The organism is Streptomyces sp. NPDC031445 (assembly GCF_055581365.1).
Genome location: NZ_JBVIJO010000001.1, coordinates 1,238,203 through 1,256,712 on the forward strand (window position 1 = coordinate 1,238,203; position 18,510 = coordinate 1,256,712).

At 73.0% G+C, this 18,510-nt stretch carries 15 protein-coding genes; 8 read left to right on the forward strand and 7 right to left on the reverse strand.

Annotated elements, in window-relative coordinates:
* Nucleotides 1-40 precede the first annotated feature (40 nt).
* Complete coding sequence (locus tag ACZ5DC_RS05230; protein WP_468649525.1) at nucleotides 41-1,189, forward strand: CapA family protein; 1,149 nt, start codon at nucleotides 41-43, stop codon at nucleotides 1,187-1,189.
* Here the strand turns inward: ACZ5DC_RS05230 and ACZ5DC_RS05235 are convergent, their stop codons facing one another.
* Nucleotides 1,190-2,611, reverse strand: a complete 1,422-nt coding sequence (locus tag ACZ5DC_RS05235; protein ID WP_468649527.1) for an amino acid permease — start codon at nucleotides 2,609-2,611, stop codon at nucleotides 1,190-1,192.
* A gap of 201 nt (nucleotides 2,612-2,812) precedes the next feature.
* Complete coding sequence (locus ACZ5DC_RS05240) at nucleotides 2,813-3,292, reverse strand: universal stress protein (protein ID WP_366748996.1); 480 nt, start codon at nucleotides 3,290-3,292, stop codon at nucleotides 2,813-2,815.
* Between the two features lie 98 nt (nucleotides 3,293-3,390).
* Between ACZ5DC_RS05240 and lysX the strand changes: the two genes are divergently transcribed.
* Together lysX and ACZ5DC_RS05250 are read left to right on the forward strand one after the other, a co-directional pair.
* Nucleotides 3,391-6,669, forward strand: coding sequence for a bifunctional lysylphosphatidylglycerol synthetase/lysine--tRNA ligase LysX (gene lysX, locus ACZ5DC_RS05245; protein ID WP_468649529.1), 3,279 nt, complete (start codon nucleotides 3,391-3,393; stop codon nucleotides 6,667-6,669).
* A 95-nt stretch (nucleotides 6,670-6,764) separates the two neighbouring features.
* Complete coding sequence (locus tag ACZ5DC_RS05250) at nucleotides 6,765-7,601, forward strand: polysaccharide deacetylase family protein (RefSeq protein ID WP_468649531.1); 837 nt, start codon at nucleotides 6,765-6,767, stop codon at nucleotides 7,599-7,601.
* A 49-nt stretch (nucleotides 7,602-7,650) separates the two neighbouring features.
* Here the strand turns inward: ACZ5DC_RS05250 and ACZ5DC_RS05255 are convergent, their stop codons facing one another.
* The gene (locus tag ACZ5DC_RS05255) at nucleotides 7,651-8,322 is read right to left on the reverse strand and encodes a class F sortase (RefSeq protein WP_468649533.1); all 672 of its coding nucleotides are present in this window, start codon (nucleotides 8,320-8,322) and stop codon (nucleotides 7,651-7,653) included.
* Nucleotides 8,323-8,654: 332 nt separating this feature from the next.
* Between ACZ5DC_RS05255 and ACZ5DC_RS05260 the strand changes: the two genes are divergently transcribed.
* Nucleotides 8,655-9,602 (forward strand): hypothetical protein, encoded by a 948-nt coding sequence (locus ACZ5DC_RS05260; protein ID WP_468649535.1) that lies wholly within the window; start codon nucleotides 8,655-8,657, stop codon nucleotides 9,600-9,602.
* Nucleotides 9,603-9,715: 113 nt separating this feature from the next.
* Here ACZ5DC_RS05260 and ACZ5DC_RS05265 read toward each other — a convergent pair whose 3' ends face one another.
* Both ACZ5DC_RS05265 and ACZ5DC_RS05270 read right to left on the reverse strand, forming a co-directional pair.
* A complete protein-coding gene (locus tag ACZ5DC_RS05265) occupies nucleotides 9,716-10,480 on the reverse strand; it encodes a bestrophin-like domain (RefSeq protein WP_468649537.1) in 765 nt (254 codons plus the stop codon).
* A gap of 34 nt (nucleotides 10,481-10,514) precedes the next feature.
* Nucleotides 10,515-10,646 carry a hypothetical protein gene (locus ACZ5DC_RS05270; RefSeq protein ID WP_366748990.1) on the reverse strand — a complete coding sequence of 44 codons (132 nt, stop codon included), beginning with the start codon at nucleotides 10,644-10,646 and terminating at the stop codon, nucleotides 10,515-10,517.
* A 760-nt stretch (nucleotides 10,647-11,406) separates the two neighbouring features.
* Here ACZ5DC_RS05270 and ACZ5DC_RS05275 point away from each other — a divergent pair.
* From ACZ5DC_RS05275 to ACZ5DC_RS05285, 3 genes are all read left to right on the forward strand, one after another.
* Complete coding sequence (locus ACZ5DC_RS05275; protein ID WP_468649942.1) at nucleotides 11,407-12,372, forward strand: SCO0930 family lipoprotein; 966 nt, start codon at nucleotides 11,407-11,409, stop codon at nucleotides 12,370-12,372.
* Between the two features lie 273 nt (nucleotides 12,373-12,645).
* Nucleotides 12,646-13,458: an SAM-dependent methyltransferase gene (locus ACZ5DC_RS05280; RefSeq protein ID WP_468649539.1), complete on the forward strand. Its 813-nt coding sequence runs from the start codon at nucleotides 12,646-12,648 to the stop codon at nucleotides 13,456-13,458.
* Entirely contained in the window at nucleotides 13,455-15,599 is a 2,145-nt protein-coding gene (locus ACZ5DC_RS05285; RefSeq protein ID WP_468649541.1) for a putative bifunctional diguanylate cyclase/phosphodiesterase, read from the forward strand. Before ACZ5DC_RS05280 ends, ACZ5DC_RS05285 begins: the two co-directional genes overlap by 4 nt.
* Here ACZ5DC_RS05285 and ACZ5DC_RS05290 read toward each other — a convergent pair.
* Complete coding sequence (locus tag ACZ5DC_RS05290; RefSeq protein WP_468649543.1) at nucleotides 15,536-16,456, reverse strand: LysR family transcriptional regulator; 921 nt, start codon at nucleotides 16,454-16,456, stop codon at nucleotides 15,536-15,538. The genes ACZ5DC_RS05285 and ACZ5DC_RS05290 overlap by 64 nt on opposite strands.
* Nucleotides 16,457-16,610: 154 nt before the next feature.
* On the opposite strand from ACZ5DC_RS05290, the gene ACZ5DC_RS05295 reads away from it, so the two are divergent.
* Complete coding sequence (locus ACZ5DC_RS05295) at nucleotides 16,611-17,501, forward strand: NAD(P)H-binding protein (protein WP_468649545.1); 891 nt, start codon at nucleotides 16,611-16,613, stop codon at nucleotides 17,499-17,501.
* Nucleotides 17,502-17,617: 116 nt separating this feature from the next.
* Here the strand turns inward: ACZ5DC_RS05295 and ACZ5DC_RS05300 are convergent, their stop codons facing one another.
* Nucleotides 17,618-18,502, reverse strand: a complete 885-nt coding sequence (locus ACZ5DC_RS05300; RefSeq protein ID WP_468649547.1) for a LysR family transcriptional regulator — start codon at nucleotides 18,500-18,502, stop codon at nucleotides 17,618-17,620.
* Nucleotides 18,503-18,510: the final 8 nt, after the last annotated feature.

Here is an 18,510-nt window from a genome sequence, read left to right on the forward strand (position 1 = left end):
ACGGCTTCGTCTGTATATACGACAAATCTGGGGTGAGTTGATGATCGGACGCAGACAGCAGGTGGCCCTGGCCCTGACCGCCGTCCTCGCGGCCGGAGCCGCCTGCCAGAACCAGAACCGGGAGTCCGGCGCGGAAGGACGCTCCGCGCCCGCCGCCGCGGACGGCTTCACCCTCGTCGCCTCCGGAGACGTGCTGCCGCACACCTCCGTCATCGAGCGGGCCTCCTTCGACGCCGGCGGCAGCGGCCACGACTTCCGCCCGATGCTCGCCGGCGTCAAAGCGGTCGTCTCCGGCGCCGATCTGGCGCTGTGCCACATGGAGACCGTCTACGGCGCCGAGGGCGACTACACCGGCTACCCCGACTTCAAGTCCCCGCCGCAGATCGCCCAGGCCCTCGCCGCCACCGGCTACGACGGCTGCTCCACCGCCTCCAACCACGCCCTGGACGACGGCGCCGCCGGCATCCGGCGCACCCTCGACGCCATGGACCGGGCCGGCCTGCGACACGCCGGGACCGCCCGCAACGAGGCCGAAGCCCGCTCGGTCACGCTCCTGCGGGCGGGCTCGGCCAAGGTCGCCCACCTGTCGTACACCTTCGGCACCAACGGCAACGCGCTGCCGCCCGGACAGCCCTGGGCCGTCGACATGATCGACGCCGACCGGATGATCACCGACGCGCGCGCGGCCCGCCGGGCCGGCGCCGACGTCGTCGTGGTCTCCGTGCACTGGGGCACCGAATGGCAGGACGAGCCCGACCGGCAGCAGCTCACCCTCGCCCAGCGGCTCACCTCCTCGGCCACGGCCGGCCGCCCGGACATCGACCTGATCCTCGGCACGCACGCCCACGTCCCGCAGGCGTACGAGAAGGTGAACGGGACCTGGGTGGTCTACGGCATGGGCGACCAGATCGCCGGCGAGATGTACAACGGCGAGGGCGCCCAGGACCCGCGCGGCAACGAGTCCACCCTCGGCCGCTTCACCTTCGCCCCGCCCGCCCGGCCGGGAGAGGCCTGGCGGGTCACCAAGGCCGAGTTCGTCCCCCAGCTGTACGACCTCGACGCCGGCCGGGTCGTGGACCTCAACAAGGCCATCGCCGAGGGCGCCGAACTGGAGGGGGTGCGCGACCGGATCCGGGACGTGGTGCTCAGCCGGGGCGCCGGACAGGACGGCCTGGTCATGGCCGAGTGACTACGGGACCGGCCGCTGCGCCAGCACCGAGCGGCGGTAGGAGTAGCCGAAGTAGATGCCGCAGCCGATCACGAACCACACCGCGAACCGCACCCAGGTCTGCCACTGCAGGAACGTGATCAGCCAGATCGAGAAGACGACCCCCAGCGCGGGCACGACGGGCATGCCCGGCGTCCGGAAGGTGCGCGGCAGCTCCGGCTGCCGGTAGCGCAGCACGATCACCGCCGTGCACACCACCACGAACGCCAGCAGGATGCCGATGTTGGTCAGCTCGGCCGCCTCGCCGATCGGTACGAAGCCGGCGATGGCGGCCGAGGCCAGCCCCACGATCCAGGTCACCCGGGTCGGCACGTGCCGCGTCGGGTGCGTCTTCGCGAACCACCGCGGCAGCAGTCCGTCCCGGGACATCGAGAACCACACCCGGGTCACGCCCAGCATGAACGTGAACATGACCGTGAGGATGCCGATGATCGCCCCGACGGCGATCACGTCGGCCAGCGCGTCCAGACCCACCGACTTGAACGCCGTGGAGAAGCCGCTCTCCTTGTCGATCTCCTTGTAGTTCTGCATCCCGGTCAGCACCAGACAGGCCGCCGCGTACAGCACCATGGAGATCACCAGCGAGTAGATGATCGCCTTCGGCATGTGCCGCTGGGCGTCCTTCGACTCCTCGGCCGCCGTCGACATCGCGTCGTAGCCGAACACGGCGAAGAACACCGTCGCGGCCCCGGTGAACGCCCCGCCGACGCCGAACGGGAAGAACGGGTGGTAGTTGCGCGTGTCGATGTGGAAGAAGCCCACCCCGATCACCAGCAGCACCACCAGCACCTTCAGCGCGACCACCAACGTCTCGAAGCGGGCCGCGCTGCGGATGCCCTGGTTCAGCAGCCAGGCGATCAGCAGGCAGAGCAGGGCCGCGAACAGGTCGACCCGGTGCCCGGCCCCGGTGCCGGGCGCGCCCAGCATCCACCGCGGCAGGCCGGCGCCCATCTGCTCGACCAGGAAGCTGAAGTAGCCGGAGATGCCGATGGCCACCACGGCCACGATCGCGGTGTACTCCAGCAGCAGGTCCCAGCCGATGAACCAGCCCGCGAACTCGCCGAGCACCGCGTACCCGTAGGTGTAGGCCGACCCCGCCTTCGGGATCAGCCCCGCGAACTCGGCGTACGACAGCGCCGCGCACGCGCTCGCGACACCCGCGATCAGGAAGGACACCAGCACCGCGGGCCCGGCCGTGCCGTTCGCCACCGTCCCGGCCAGCGTGAAGATGCCCGCGCCGATGATGCCGCCCACACCGATCGCGGTCAGCTGCCAGAGCCCCAGCGACTTGTCCAGGCCGGCGCCCTCACCGACCTCCGTCTCCTCGATGTGCTCGATGGGTTTGCGGCGGAGAATCCCCTCACCCGCACGGAGCCTGTCCATGGGCCTCACCTCTTCGCCGACGGCAAACGGCTGACGGCGGATCATGATGGCTCAGCCAGAAGCCCCGGGGAAGACGCCACGCACGGCCCGGGCGGGGCCCGGAACCGGGTCCGCGCCGGGGGAGGGCGGCGAGCCGCCGGCCGGCGACGGCACGCGCGCCACCCGGCCGCCGGGGCCGGACCGCGCCCCCGCCGCGCCGCCCTACGGCACGACGGTGACCGGCCAGCGGCCCGTCTTCACCAGGCGGACCGCCACCGAGCCGATGATCCGGTGGCCGGCCTGTTCCGAGGCGCCCACCACCACCGCGTCCGCCTTCAGCTCGTCCGCCGCCTTCACCAGCCCGTTGTAGGGGTCGCCGCGGAAGGTGTGGAACTCCCAGCGCACCTCGAACGTCCCCTTGAGCCGCTCCGCCGCGTCCCGGATCTGCGCGACCAGGTCCTCCGCGATCTCGTCGGTGGTCTCCGCCACCGGCACCCCGAGCGCCGCCCCGGCCGCGAGCACCGGCTGCACGTACACCACCGCCAGCAGCGCGCGCTGGCGCCGGGCCAGACCGGCCGCGTACGCGGCGGCACGCATCGAGGAGTCGGAGCCGTCGACGCCGACCACGATGACCTTCGGCCCGTCCGTACCCCGTTCGAACCGGTGCGCGTGCGAGTGCTGCTCGTGATGCTGTTCCGTCACGCCACGAGGCTATCGGAACCGACCGTTCCTGGTGAACGGCGGTTCACGGGGGGCCGCTCGACGGGCGGGGCACAGCAGCCCTTCCTAGAGTCGGAACCATGACCGCCACCGCGGAACCGCCCGCACGGGAGGCCGCCACGGCGCCGGCCGGACCGCCCGCCGGCGGACGCCTCGGCCGGGTCCCGCACGCCTTCGCGACCCTCGTCGCCGCCCTCGGCCTGCTGTGCGCCCTGCTCGCGGTCGTCAGCCCGCTGCGCCGGCCGCTCCGCCCGCTCGTCCGCACCCTCGACCAGCTCCTCATCCCCATCAGCGACAACCTCGCCTACGCCGTCTTCCTGTTCCTGCTGGCCGGCGCCCTCGCCGCCCGCAAGAAGATCGCCTGGTGGCTGGTCGCCGTCTGCCTCGCCCTGCTCGTCCTCGCCGACGCGCTCGGCACCGCCGCCGGCCTGTACGCCGAGTCGCTGCCGTCCCTCGTGCTGTGCGCGCTGCTGCTGCTCCTGCTCGTGCTCGCGCGCGGGGAGTTCTACGCCGTCTCCCGCCGCGGCGCCGTATGGCGGGCCCTCGCCGTGCTGCTGGCCGGGCTCGCCGTGGCCATCCTGCTCGGCTGGGGCCTGGTGCTGCTCTTCCCCGGCACGCTCCCGGCCGGCCAGCACCTGGCCTGGGCCGCCGCCCGGGTGTGCGGCGGGCTGGTCCCGGCCAGCGACTTCGACGGCCGCCCGCCACGCCAGGTGACCTTCGTGCTCGGCCTGTTCGGCGCCCTCGCCCTGCTCAACGCGGCGGCCGCGCTGTTCCGCTCCCAGCGCCTCGAAGCCGCCCTGCACGGCGACGAGGAGGCCCGCATCCGCGCCCTGCTGGCCGAGTACGGCGACCGGGACTCCCTCGGCTACTTCGCCACCCGGCGCGACAAGGCCGTCGTCTTCTCGCCCAGCGGCAAGGCGGCCGTCACCTACCGCGTCGAGGCCGGCGTGTGCCTGGCCTCCGGGGACCCCGTCGGCGACCCGGAGGCCTGGCCGCGCGCCATCGACGCCTGGCTCGGCCTGGCCCGCCGGCACGCCTGGACGCCCGCCGTCATGGGCGCCTCCGAAGCCGGCGCCCTCGCCTGTGCCCGCGCCGGCCTCGGCGCCCTCCAGCTCGGCGACGAGGCGGTCCTGCGCGTCTCCGGATTCGACCTGGCCGGCCGCGGGATGCGCGTCACCCGGCAGGCCGTGCACCGGGTCCGCCGCACGGGAGCCGTCTGCCGCATCCGCCGCTACGCGCACCTCGGCGAACGCGAGATGGAGGAGATCGTCCGCAAGGCCGACGCCTGGCGGGACACCGAGACCGAACGCGGCTTCTCCATGGCCCTGGGCCGGCTCGGCGACCCCGCCGACGGCGACTGCCTGCTCGTGGAGGCCCTGGGCGAGGACGGCCGGCTGCTCGCGCTGCTCTCCTTCGTGCCCTGGGGCCGCGACGGCGTCTCCCTGGACCTGATGCGCCGTGACCGCACCGCCCCCAACGGGGTCATGGAGTTCATGGTCGCGGAACTGTGCGCCGCCGCGCCGAAACTGGGCGTGCGCCGCGTCTCCCTGAACTTCGCCGTCTTCCGCTCGGCCTTCGAGGAGGGCGCCCGCATCGGTGCCGGACCGGTCCTGCGGCTGTGGCGCCGGCTGCTGCTGTTCCTCTCCCGGTGGTGGCAGCTGGAGGCCCTGTACCGCTCCAACGCCAAGTACCTCCCCGAGTGGTACCCGCGCTTCATCTGCTACGGCGACACCGCCCACCTCGCCCGCATCGGCCTCGCCTCCGCCATCGCCGAAGGCTTCGTCCCCGTCCCCTCGCTGCGCAGACTCTGGGGAAAAGGGCACTCGGAAGGCGGACGGCGGCCCGCCACCACGGCGGGCCCGCCGTCCCTGCCGGTGTCCGGCCCCGCCGGAGGGGACGGGGCCGGGCCCGCCACTCCGGACGCGGGCCCGTCCGACCAGGTCCGGGTGCGCTACCGCACCCGCGACCGGCTGCGCGCCACCGGCACCGACCCCTATCCCGCGGGCGTACCCGCCCCGACCCACGCCCTCGCCGACGTCACCCCCGGCGCGGACGTCACCGTGGCCGGCCGCGTCATGCTCGTCCGCGACCACGGCGGCATCGTCTTCGCCCTGCTGCGCGACTGGTCCGGCGACCACCAGATCGCCCTCACCCGCGACGGCTCCGGCCCCGCACTCGACCGCTTCACCCGCGACACCGACATCGGCGACCACATCACCGTCACCGGCCACGCCGCCCCCAGCGACACCGGTGAACCCACCGTCTTCGTCACCTCCTGGCAGCTCACCGGCAAGTGCCTGCACCCCCTGCCCCACAAGCGGCACGGCCTGACCGACCCCGAGGCCAAGGTCCGCCAGCGCCACCTGGACCTGATCACCAGCCCCGACGCGCGCGCCGTCCTGCGCACCCGCTCCGCCGCCGTCCAGGCCCTGCGCCAGGGGCTGCTGGACCGCGGCTACCTGGAGGTCGGGACCCCGGTGCTCCACCAGGTCCACGGCGGCGCCCACGCCCGCCCCTTCACCACCCACATCAACGCCTACGACCTCGACCTGTACCTGCGCATCGCCCCCGAGCTGTACCTGAAGCGGCTGTGCGTCGGCGGTCTGGAGAAGGTCTTCGAACTGGGCCGCACCTTCCGCAACGAGGGCGTCTCCCACCAGCACAACCCCGAGTTCACCATGCTGGAGGCCTACCAGGCGCACGCCGACTACGACGTCATGCTCGACCTCGCCCGCGAACTGGTCCAGGGCGCCGCGACCGCCGCCTTCGGCTCCCCGGTCGCCCGCAGGGACGGCGGGGAACACGACATCTCCGGGACCTGGCCCGTCAAGACCGTGCACGGGGCGCTGTCCGAGGCGCTCGGGGAGGAGATCGGCCCCGGCACCGAACTGCTGCGGCTGCACCGGCTGTGCGACCGCACCGGGGTGCCGTACACCGCGGACGACGGGCCCGGTGACGTCGTCCTGGAGATGTACGAGCGGCTGGTCGAGCGCCGGACCGGACCGCCCACCTTCTACAAGGACTTCCCGGCCCGTGTCTGCCCGCTGACCCGGCGGCACCGCACCGACCCGCGGCTCGCCGAACGCTGGGACCTCGTCGCCTTCGGCACCGAACTCGGCACCGCGTCCACCGAGCTGACCGACCCCGTCGAACAGCGCCGCCGGCTCACCGACCAGTCACTGCTCGCCGCGGGCGGCGACCCGGAGGCCATGGAACTGGACGAGGACTTCCTCCAGGCCCTCGCCTACGGCATGCCCCCGACCGGCGGGCTCGGCCTCGGCGTCGACCGGGTCGTCATGTTCCTCACCGGTCTGACGATCCGCGAGACACTGCCCTTCCCGCTCGTGCGCCGCCGCTGAGGCGTCCGGCGCCCACTGCGCTGTCCGGGTGCATTACCGCCGCCGCACCGGTGCCGTTGTGGTGCGGCGGACTCCGGTGGGGCGACTGATGGGTCATGCAGAAGGATCAGTTGTTCACCCGGCGCCGGATGCTCCTCGCCGGCGTCGCCGCCCTGGGAGCCGCGGGCACCGCCGGAGCCGTCCTGGCGCAGAGCGGCGAGGAGGCCGCCCGCGGCACCGCCGCCCCCGTCGCCGGCCCACAGGCCCGTCAGGCGCTCAAGCCCTCCGCCTTCCGGCTCCAGCCGCTCACCGGAGACGGACCGCCACGCGCCGCGCCCCGCAAGCTGAAGGTGCGCGAGGAACCCATCATGCAGGTCTCCACGAGCGGCCGGCACATGGTGCTGACCTTCGACGACGGTCCCAACCCGGACTACACCCCGCACATCCTGGACACCCTCGCCAAGCACCGCGTACGGGCGATGTTCTTCGTCTGCGGCGAGTGCGTCGTGCGGAACAGGGAACTGCTCGCCCGGATGGCCGACGAGGGCCACGTCGTCGGCAACCACACCTGGACGCACCCGCTGCTGACCGAGCTCAACCGCCGTGAGATCCGCTCCGAGATGGAGAGCACCAGCGACGCCATCGAGGACGCCTACGGCGAGCGCCCGCAGTGGTTCCGCGCACCCTACGGCGCCTGGAACCGCGCCGCGTTCCAGCTGGGCGCCCAGATGGGCATGGAGCCGATGGCCTGGACCGTGGACACCACCGACTGGATGGTGCCCGGTACCCGCACCATCATCGACCGGGTGGAGAACGGGGCCGCCCCCGGTGTCGTGGTGCTCTCCCACGACGCCGGGGGCGACCGCTCGCAGACCGTCCGCGCGATCCGCGAGTGGCTGCCCTATCTGATCGACTCCGGGTACCGCCTCACCGTGCCGCGCCGCCGCGTGTGACGCCTTCCGGGGGACCCGCCCCTCTTCCCGCCCGCCGGGCCGCGGTGGTTCAGACGACCGTGGCCAGGCGGGCGAAGACCACGACGTTCCCGTCGTAGCCGTTCTGCTTCGAGAAGCCGCCACCGCAGGTGATGACCCGCAGCTCCGGCGCCCCCTTCGAGCCGTACACCCGGTCGCCCGGGAAGTTGCTCTTCTCGAACACCTCGATCCCGTAGATCTCGAACACGGCGGTCTTCCCGTCCTGGCGCAGGACCTCGACCTGGTTCCCCTTCTTCAGCGCCCCGAGGCCGTAGAACACGGCGGGGCCCTGCTTGTTGTCGACGTGTCCGACGATGACCGCGGTGCCCTTCTCGCCCGGGGAGACGGCTCCGGTGAACCAGCCGGCCAGGTCCGGGTTCTCCGGTGGCGGCGCGGCGACCCAGCCGTCCGCGTCCAGCCCGACCTGCATCACGGGCGCGTCGACCCGGATCGCCGGGATCCGCACCCGCTGCGCGGGGGAGAACGGCAGGGGTGCGGGCCCCGGTGCGAGGGTGCCCAGGGTGGCGCGGTTGTCCGGGGCCGCCGCCGTGGCGGGCTGCGGCGGGCCGACGTCGAACTCGCCCGAGCCATTGCGCATGAGCGCCAGGCCGGTGAGCAGAACGAGCGCTATCACCCCCCAGGGGGCGCGCCTCCTCCGTCGCTCCTCCTCTTCGGCAAGCTGGGCCAGCTTGGACGCAGACATTCGTCACCCCTCTCGACGCGGGCCTCGGCACGTCCCTCGCGCATGGGAAAACGCTAAGTCCCGCGCGTGCGGCGGGCGACGGGTCGAACGGCGAACGGGTGGCCCCGCACCCGGTCGGTGCGCCATCCGAGTTGCCGTTTCCAGGAAATTTCTGACGGTCTGTGACCTGCGGCAATATCCGATTGTGTGGTTGTCCGTCGGCGTGTCGGCTCACCAGGACGGACCATTCTCGACATGCGGGCGTGTTCTGCGCGTCTGAGGGTCTACCCGGGAGGTGTTTTCTCGCCGATCCACCGGGGACGGGACCCGGGGCGCCTCCCGCGGAGGATCACATGCGCAACCAACGCGCCCTGGCGGCGGCGTGCACCGCGGTCGCCGTGCTCGGGCTCGCCGCCCCTGACGCCGTCGCGGACGGCATGGGCAACGGCGGCGGGCCGAGCAGCACCGACAACAACCCCGCGGTCATCGTGCCCGGTACCGGCAACATCGGCACCTTCAGCGGGAACGGAGTCTTCCCCGGGAACGGCGTCTTCCCCGGGAACGGCGTCTTCCCCGGGAACGGAAACTTCAACGGCAACTTCAACGGCAACAACGGCCACGGCAACGGAAACTTCAACGGCAACAACGGCCACGGCAACGGCAACTTCAACGGCAACAACAACGGCCACGGCAAAGGCAACTTCAACGGCAACAACAACGGCCACGGCAACGGGAACTTCAACGGCAACAACGGCCACGGCAACTTCAACGGCAACGGCCGTGGAGGCGAGGGCAACGGCCGCGGCGGTGAGGGCAACGGCCACCGTGGCAACGGGCGCGGAGACGAGTTCGGGCGGGGTGACGAGTTCGGGCGGGGTGACGAGTTCGGCCGGGGTGACGAGTTCGGCAACTCGCAGGACATCTTCGTGACGCCCGACATCGTCTCGGCCGGGGGCCGCATCACCGTCATCGTGAACGGCTGCCGGCGCGGTACGGCGAGTTCCGACGCCTTCGGCACCATCGACCTGGACGCGGTCCACGACGACACCGCGCGGGGTGTCGCCATCGTGGACCGCGACGCGGGCCGCGGCCGGTACGACGTCACCGTCCGCTGCGACGGCCGCACCCTGACCCGGCGCGGGGCCTTCAGCGTCATCGGCGGGGTCAACGGCGGCCTCGGCGGGAGCAGGACCAGCGGCGCGACGCCCACCGACATGGCCATCGGCGGCGGCCTCGTGGGCGCGGCCGTGCTCGGAGGTGGTGCCTTCTGGATGCGCCGCCGCCACGAGAAGCGCGCCTGAGTCCCCGGTGCGCCGCCGAGGCCACCGGATCTCCCCCCGCTCCCGAGCACGCGCGTCGGCAGGCCTTCGCCCCGGTTCCCCGAGGGAAGCCGGGGGCGGAGGCCTGCCGTGGGCTACCCGGTGATGCCCGGGAACAGGGTCTGGAACGGCTCCGCCGTCACCGCGATACCCCGGCTGTAGGGCGCGTCGAAGTCCCAGATGAGGAACAGCATGAAGGCGATCGTCGCGGAGAACAGCCCGGCCAGGACCAGTTCGCGCCCGGTGCGCCGGATCTGGAGCGCGAACACCATGCCGATGGTGATCAGCGCACCGGTCAGCAGCCCCCACCACACGACCGGCGGCATGGTGGCCCCGGTGGAGTCGGCGCGCGCGTTGCGGGCCTGGTCGGCGGTGGCCATCTGGTCCAGCAGCGGCTGGTAGGCCTGCGCCTCGAAGTCGTTCTTCGGCTGGTAGTCGGTCACGGCCTCCCGCACCTTGTGCAGCAGTTCGGTGCCGCGGTCCGTGACCCGCTCGTCGTCCGCCATCGTCCGCCACTCGGTGTGGACGACGTAACCGACGTAGGCGTCGATGTCCGCGCGGATCCCGTCCCGGACGTCGGGCGGGTAGACCCGGACCCGCTCGGAGATCTCGTGCAGTGCCTGGGCCTCGGTCTGCACGTGGTCCTGGGCGCTGCTGCGCGCCTCCCACACGCCCGCGATGGCCAGGCCCAGGACGATGGCGTAGATGACACCGATCCACATCGTCATGTACTCGATGACGTCCGGGGTCTCGTTGGGATCCTCGTCCTCCGCGGCCGCCCGGTGCCGTAGCAGCGTGATGACGACCACCACGGCACAGGCCCCCAGCATCGCGAGGATGAGAACAAGCCAATCCGACAACTGATGCCTCCAGGGAGTGAGGGGTGCCGGCGCGTCAGCGCGGGCGCAGCGCCGCCACGGCGACGATCGCGGGGACGGTGATGAGCAGGACGTAGGTGACGGGCGAGGTGTGGCCGTGCGTGGGACGGCTGATGGCGTGGGGGTGGTACTCCGCCGGGTAGCTCACCGGGGTCACGGAGGGCCGCGGGGTGGGCTTGGGCGTCGGCTTCGGCGTGGGTCTCGGCGGTGGCGTGGGGGTGGGGGTCGGCCGGGGCGCCGGGGGCGCCGGGGCGGGCCGGGCGGGCGGTCGCGGCGCGGGGGCCGGTCTCGGCGGTGGCTTCGGCACCGGCCGGGGTGGCGGTTTCGGGGTCGGCGTCGGCTCGGGCGGAGGCGTCGGCTTCGGCGGCGGGGTCGGCGGGGGAGGGGGAGTGGGCGTCGGCGTGGGCGTCGGCGGACACGGTGGCGGGGGCGGCTTCGGACAGGGCGGGTCGGGCCAGTGGTAGCCGCCGGCATGGGCCACCGCCACCGTGCCGTCCGGGCCCGTGGAGGCGTACGCGCAGGCGTCGGCCGACGCGCTGCCGGCCGGCCAGCCCACCAGGGCCCAGGTCAGCGTCATCAGGGCCAACACCCGTGTGGCGGGCGCGCATCGGGTCACTTCGGGTCCAGGCACGACCGAGATCATGAGGCGCGGGAGGCCGCCGTACCCCGTAGTGGGCCGAGATTGCTCCGAAAGAGGGAGATGGGGTGATCAGAGGTTTGGCGAGCGGAAGCGTCCGCTATCGCCCCGTGTGTCCCTCTGGTGTCTCTGTCCCGGCGCCGGAGCCGCACAGCGTCCGGAAAGAAATTCCGGCAGCCGTTGAACGCCGAGGCCCCCGCGGTGCGTACCCATGGCCGTGCGGCGGCACATCAGGGCGCTGCAATATCCAGGCGATAATGGGGAGTTGACGATGAAGACCTCCTGGCGGACCGCCTCACTGGTGGCGACAGCCGCTTCGGTGCTGGCGCTGACGACGGCGTGCGGTCAGGACAATCCCACCACTCCCGCGTCGGCGGCCCAGAACGTCGGGGCCACCGCGGCGGCCGGCGACTACGGCAACCCGGGCAGCGGCGCCTCGCCGGGCGCCGGCAACGGCTACGGCGCCGACGGCAACCAGAGTTCCGGCTCCCCGGCCCCGGCCGCCCCCGCGGGCAAGCTCGCCGTGGCCGGCAACCCCCAGCTGGGCAGTGTGCTGACCGACGGCGCGGGCCTCACCCTCTACCGGTTCGACAAGGACACCGCCAACCCGCCCACGTCCAACTGCGCCGGCGACTGCGCCACCACCTGGCCGCCGGTCCCCGCCGCCGACGCCACCGCCGGCGCCGGCATCGACAAGGCGCTGCTCGGCGAGGTCACCCGTGCCGACGGCGCCAAGCAGCTGACCATCGGCGGCTGGCCCGCCTACCGCTACGCCAAGGACGTCAACGCCGGTGACGTCAACGGCCAGGGCGTGGGCGGCAAGTGGTTCGCGCTCGCCCCCACCGGCAAGAAGGCCAAGCTGTCCGACCTGCCCGGCCTGTCCGTCCGCAAGGACGCCAAGCTGGGTGACGTCGTCGTCGACAAGAACGGCATGACCGTCTACCGCTTCCTGAAGGACCAGGCCTGGCCGAAGTCCGTCTCCCGCTGCACCGGCGCCTGCCTGGAGAAGTGGCCGGCGGTCGGCCCGGTCAACGCCGACGACACCGAGGGCGTCAAGAAGAAGGGCCTGATGCCCTTCACCCGCCCCGACGGAGTGAAGCAGATGACCGTCAACTGCTGGCCGATCTACACCTTCTCCGGGGACAAGGCCCCGGGCGACACCAACGGTCAGGGCGTGGGCGGCACGTGGTACGCCGTCTCGCCCGACGGAAAGCCGGTCGGCGCGCCGGGCAACTGATCACCTCCCCAGGTCGATCGCCCCGCCCGCCCCGGCGCGCGGCCGAAGATCCGCCCCCTCCGCACCGCACGGAGGGGGCGGATCGTTGTGTGCGGTGAACGCTCGAGCTGCCCGTACCGCCGTCACACAGCGGGGCCATACGGGCACTTGCCGCAGGCAGTGACCGGGAACGGACGGTCAATTTCCGGTTCGGGTCGCTCCTTTGGCGGGCGATCAGTAGCCTCAGCTCGAACACCGGATCGCCTGCACCCGTCCACCGTCTTGGAGAGATACATGGAGCGACCCGCCTGGGCCCCGCGGAGCATCGACATCTCGGTGCCCAGCGTCTCGCGGATCTACGACTTCTACCTGGGCGGTTCGCACAACTTCGAGGTCGACCGGGAAGCGGCCCGCAAGGCCATGGAGTTCCTGCCGGGCCTGCCGAAGATCATGCAGGCCAACCGGGCGTTCATGCGCCGGGCCGTGCGGTTCGCGGCCGGGGAGGGCATCACCCAGTTCCTCGACATCGGGTCCGGCATCCCCACCTTCGGCAACGTCCACGAGGTGGCGCAGGCGGCCGTGCCGGGCGCGCGGGTGGTCTACGTCGACAACGACCCGGTGGCCGTCGCGCACAGCCAGGCGGTGCTGGCGGGCAACGACGACGCCGACGTGGTCGCGGCGGACCTGCGCAAGCCTCGGGAGATCCTCTCCAGCCCCCCTCTGGACCGGCTGATCGACCTGAATCGGCCAGTGGCCCTCCTCCTCGTTGCCATACTGCACTTCGTGGAAGACGCGGACGAACCGTACGGTGCGGTGGCCGAGCTGCGCGAGGCGCTCGCGCCCGGCAGCCTGCTGATCCTCACCCATGCCTCGTACGAGGGAATCCCGGTGCCCGCCGAGCGGGCCGGGGGCGCGGTGGACGTGTACAAGGACATTCGCAACCCGCTGATCATGCGCTCGCGCGAGGAGATCGCGCGGTTCTTCGAGGGGTACGACATGGTGGAACCCGGACTGGTGCCGATGCCGCTCTGGCGCCCGGACCCGGCGCCGGAGGACGAGGATGCGTATGCCTTCTCCGGATTCGCCGGAGTGGGGCGTACGGCGTGAACGCGGAGCCGGACCAGCCGGAGGGCAGACTGCGCCGGCTGACGACGATCTGGAGCCGGGCACTCTTCCCGGTGACCTCCACGTCGCTGACCCGCACCGAGTTCGAGGAACGACTCCTCCCGCTCGCACGCCGGCTGAGTGAACTGCTGCGGGCCCGCAGCTTCGACGCGGACGCCGCGAAGGCCGTGGGCGCCGCCCTGGTCGAGGCGCACTGCACCGACCCCGAGGCACTGGCCCGCACCCTCGACTGCGTCGACGCCTACCTGGTGCTGTACTGCGGCGAGGACGGCCCCCAGGACGAACTGCGCATCCGCTCCTCCCGGTTGCAGCACGCCATGGCCGCCGGCTACGCCCAGGCGCTGCGCGAGCGCACCCTCGCCGAGCAGGAGGCCATCGCACAGGCCGCGTTGCGGGCCCAGGGCGTGGTGGCCCAGGCGCTGCACGCGAGCGAGGCCCGCTTCCGCGCGGTCTTCGAGGGCGCCGCGATAGGAATCGGCATCGCCGACCTCGAAGGCAACGTCCTCCAGGTCAACGAGGCGCTGCTGCGCATGTTCGGCCTCTCCGAGCAGAATCTGCGCGGCCGGCGCGTCCAGGACTGGGTGCACCACGAGGACGCCCCGCAGATCTGGCGGCTCTACGACGAACTCGTGAGCGGCGAGCGCGAGCACTACCACGTCGAGAAGGCCTTCAACCGCCCCGACGGGACGGTCCTGTGGACCAACCTGACGGTGTCCCTGCTGCGCGACGCCGACGGTGACCCGCAGTACCAGCTCGCCCTCATGGAGGACACCACCGAGCGCCGGCTGCTCAACCTCCGGCTGCGCTACGAGGCCACGCACGACGCCCTCACCGGCCTGCCCAACCGCTCCCTGTTCTTCGAGCGGCTGGAGAAGGCCCTCGGCGCGGGCGCGGGCCAGCGCTTCGGCCTGTGCTACCTGGACCTGGACGGGTTCAAGACCATCAACGACAGCCTCGGCCACGCGGCCGGCGACCGGCTGCTGGTGGAGGTCGCCGACCGGCTCCAGTCCTGCGCCACCGCGCCCGGCGAGATGGTCGCCCGGCTCGGCGGCGACGAGTTCGTGGCCCTGACCACCGGCCCCGGCACCGAACGCAAGGTGGACGAACTCGCCGAGCGCATCATGAATGCGCTGGTCACGCCGATCAGCATCGACGGCCGCGACCTCATGGTGCGCGGCAGCCTCGGCATCGTGGAGGGCCCGGCCGGGGAGCGCACCGCCGCCGAGGTGCTGCGCAGCGCCGACATCACCATGTACCGGGCCAAGTCGGCGGGCGGCAACCGCTCCGAACTCGCCGACCCCGAGGCCGACGCCCGCGCCATCACCCGGCACGGCCTGACCACGGCCCTGCCGACCGCGCTGGAGCGCGGCGAGTTCTTCATCGAGTACCAGCCCCTGGTCCACCTCGGCGACGGGAGCGTGCGCGGCGCCGAGGCCCTGGTGCGCTGGCTGCACCCGCAGCACGGCGTCCTCGGCCCCGACCGTTTCATCCCGCTCGCCGAGCACACCGGCCTGATCGTCCCGCTCGGCCGCTGGGTCCTGGAGGAGTCGATCCGGCAGGCCCGCGCCTGGCGGGAACTCCAGGGCGAGCAGCAGGCGGCCGGCCCGCTGCGGATCAACGTCAACCTGTCGCCGTGCCAGCTCACCCACCCCGGCCTGGTGCAGGACACGGTGGACATCCTCGAACGGTCGGGCGTCACCCCGGACGCCCTGTGCCTGGAGGTCACCGAGTCCGCGCTCATCGGCGCCGACGACGACCTGCTCAAACCCCTGCGCCGGCTCGCGGAGATGGGCGTCGACATCGCCCTGGACGACTTCGGCACCGGCTACTCCAACCTCGCCAACCTGCGCCGCCTGCCGGTGAGCATCCTCAAGCTGGACCGCTCCTTCACCCAGGGCATGCAGCAGTTCCCCGCCGACCCCGTCGACCTGAAGATCGTGGAGGGCATCGTCTCGCTCGCCCACAGCCTCGACCTGGCGGTCACGGTCGAGGGCGTGGAGACCGGCGCCCAGGCCGAGCAGCTGCGGATCCTGGGCTGCGACACGGCCCAGGGCTGGTACTACGCGCGTCCGGGCCCGCCGGAGAGACTCCACGACCTCGCGCTGGTGGACGCGACGGGCTGACCCGCCGGAGCCGCGCCGTCGTCCCCCACCCGGGCGGCCGCGGCGACGGCGGCCGCCGCCCGGACGAGGGCCGCGGTCGCCATGGAACGGGACTGCTGCGGCCAGGCGACCGCCAGCAGCGAGGGCGGCGCGTCCGGGACGGGCCGGTAGACGGCCCCCGGGCGCGGATAGCGGTCGGCGACGGACGCCGGAAGCAGCGCGACCAACTCGCCCAGGGCGACACGGGTGAGCAACTGGGCCAGATCACGGCCCTCGTCGCGCATGTCCGCCAGGAACCGGTGCACATCCCCGGGGCGCAGCCCCAGGTCGGCGAGGAGGACCTGGTCGCGGGCGGCGAGCGGGTGGGCCGCGCCGAGCACCGCCACACGCGGCTCGGCGATCAGGGTCTCGCTGTCCAGGCCGGTGCGGTCGAAGGGCTCGTGGACCAGCGCGGCATCGGCCTCGCCGCGCCGCAGCAGCCGCGGCTGTTCCAGCCACCCGCACAGCCGTACCGTCACCGGGACGGCGGCGGGGTCGGTGGCATAGCGCTCCAGGAGCGGCTCCAGCAGTCCCGCGTCGCCGTCGGCCTTGACCGCCAGGACGAGCCCTCGCTGCGGGTCCGCCGCGCGCTGGGCCCGCCGCCCGGCGGCCTCCAGGGCGTCCAGCGCGAACCGCGCCTGGGCGAGGAGCACGTCGCCCGCGCGGGTCAGGACCACGCTGTGGGTGGTGCGCTCGAAGAGGATGACCCCGAGCTCCGCCTCCAGCCCGCGGATCGCCCGGGACAGCGGCGGGGCGGAGATGCCCAGCCGTTCGGCCGCGCGGGTGAAGTTGAGTTCCTCGGCGACGGCGACGAAGTAGCGCAACGGGCGGGACTCCATGGTTTCGCCCTCCCTCCGGCAGTGCCTTCGACTCGGTCGTGCGCTCGGTATTGCCCTGAGGGTAACAACCCGGAGCGAAGCGGTCCTTCAGTCGGCGGACGCCGAGGGGCAGGCTCGATCACGTCCACCCCTCCCGTTCTTCCAGGAGCGTTCCGTGATCCTCGTCACCACCCCGACCGGCCAGATCGGCAGCCGGGTCCTCGACTCCCTCCTCGACGCCGGGGACGCGGCGGGGGAGATCCGCGTCGTCGTGCGCGATCCCGGGCGCCTGTCCCCGCGGGCGCGCGCCCGGGTCGAGGCCGTCACCGGCTCGCACGCCGATCCCGACGTCACCGCCAAGGCGTACGCGGGCGCCGACCGGGTGTTCTGGCTGGTGCCGCCGAGGCCCACCGCCGACAGCGTCGACGGCCACTTCCGCGCCTTCACCCGGCCCCTGGCCGACGCGATCCGCGCCGGGGGCGTCGAGCGGGTCGTCGCCGTCTCCACCCTGGGCCGTGGCGTCGCCCGCGACGCCGGGCAGATCTCGGCCTCGCTGGCCATGGACGACGAGATCCGGGCCACCGGGGTCCACCACCGGGCGCTGTGCCCGCCGTACCTCATGGAGAACCTGCTCCACCAGGCCGCGGCGATCCGCCACGACGGTGTGATCGCCATGGCGGCGCCCGGCGACCGGGTGCTGCGCACCTGCACCACCCGTGACATCGGCGCGACGGCGGCACGGCTGCTGCTCGACGGCTCCTGGACCGGCCAGGACGACGTCCCGACGGTCGGTCCCGACGCGCTGACGCCCGAGGACATGGCACGTGTCGTCGCCGAGGTGCTGGACCGGCCGGTCCGCTTCCAGCGGATCAGCGGGGCGGAGTACCGGGCCTCGGTGCTGCGGTACGGCGCGAGCGAGAACTGGGCCCAGGCCCTGACCGACCTCGCGACCGCGACGGCCGAGCAGGGCTTCTACGGCAGCGAGGCGCCCAGCACCCCCGAGACGGCGCCCACGTCCTTCCGCCGGTGGTGCGAGGAGGTCCTCAAGCCGGCCGTCCAGCCCTGACGGCGCCCCCACCGCCCGCGGTTTTGGGGGTAGGGCCCGGGGGCGACCGGCGGCACCCCTCCCGCTCTCGGCGGTACAACCCCCGCCCCGGTGGACCCCCGCCCCGGCGCCGCCGCCTACCGCTCCAGCAGCATCCGCTGTAGTTCCCGGGCCGCCCGGGGCGGAGCCACGTCGCTGCGGTGGGCCAGGGCGATGGCGCGGTGCAGGCCGGGGCGGGCCAGCGGGGTGACCCGCAGGCCCCGGCCCGCCCGGGCGGCCACCATCCGGGGGACGACGGCCACGCCGAGCCCCGCCCGGACGAATCCCAGCACCGCGTCCATCTCGCCGCCCTCCACCGCGAAGTCCGGCTCGAACCCGGCGGAGCGGCACGCGGCGACGGTCAGTTCCCGCAGGTCGTACCCGTGCCGGAACATCACCAGCCGTTCCCCCTCCAGGTCGGCGATCTCCACGGCCCGCCCGCCCCGGCCCGGGTCCGGCGCCTCCGGCGAGGACACCACCACCAGATCCTCGCGCAGCAGCTCCACGGTCGTCAGCGCGGGCGCCGGCGTCGGCAGCGGCAGCACGATCAGCGCGAGGTCGAGCGCGCCGCGTGCCAGCTCCCGCACCAGGTCGTGGGAGCCGCTCTCCTCGATCAGCAGCTGGATACCGGGGTACCGGTCGTGGAAGGCCCGCAGCACGTCAGGCAACAGCCCCGTGCACAGGCTCGGCGTCGCGCCCAGCCGTACCCGCCCCCGCCGCAGCTGCACCAGTTCCTGCACCTCGTGCCGGGCGGTGTCGGCGTCGGCCAGGATGCGCCGGGCCAGCGGCAGCAGCGCCTCGCCGGCGTCGGTGAGCGTGATGTTGCCCCGGGCGCGCAGGAAGAGGTCCGCGCCCAGCTCCCGTTCCAGCGCCCTGATCTGCTGGGACAGCGAGGGCTGGGCGACATGGACCAGCTCGGCGGCCCGGGTGAAGTGCCGGGTCTCGGCGACGGCCACGAAGTACTGGAGCTGCTGGAACTGCACCCCACCAG

Coding starts and splice junctions, on each gene's coding strand:
- ACZ5DC_RS05280 (WP_468649539.1), top strand. CDS start 12,646: ATGGAGCGACCCGCCTGGGCCCCGCGGAGCATCGACATCTCGGTGCCC.
- lysX (WP_468649529.1), top strand. CDS start 3,391: ATGACCGCCACCGCGGAACCGCCCGCACGGGAGGCCGCCACGGCGCCG.
- ACZ5DC_RS05275 (WP_468649942.1), top strand. CDS start 11,407: ATGAAGACCTCCTGGCGGACCGCCTCACTGGTGGCGACAGCCGCTTCG.
- ACZ5DC_RS05250 (WP_468649531.1), top strand. CDS start 6,765: ATGCAGAAGGATCAGTTGTTCACCCGGCGCCGGATGCTCCTCGCCGGC.
- ACZ5DC_RS05235 (WP_468649527.1), bottom strand. CDS start 2,611: ATGGACAGGCTCCGTGCGGGTGAGGGGATTCTCCGCCGCAAACCCATC.
- ACZ5DC_RS05260 (WP_468649535.1), top strand. CDS start 8,655: ATGCGCAACCAACGCGCCCTGGCGGCGGCGTGCACCGCGGTCGCCGTG.
- ACZ5DC_RS05255 (WP_468649533.1), bottom strand. CDS start 8,322: ATGTCTGCGTCCAAGCTGGCCCAGCTTGCCGAAGAGGAGGAGCGACGG.
- ACZ5DC_RS05290 (WP_468649543.1), bottom strand. CDS start 16,456: ATGGAGTCCCGCCCGTTGCGCTACTTCGTCGCCGTCGCCGAGGAACTC.
- ACZ5DC_RS05230 (WP_468649525.1), top strand. CDS start 41: ATGATCGGACGCAGACAGCAGGTGGCCCTGGCCCTGACCGCCGTCCTC.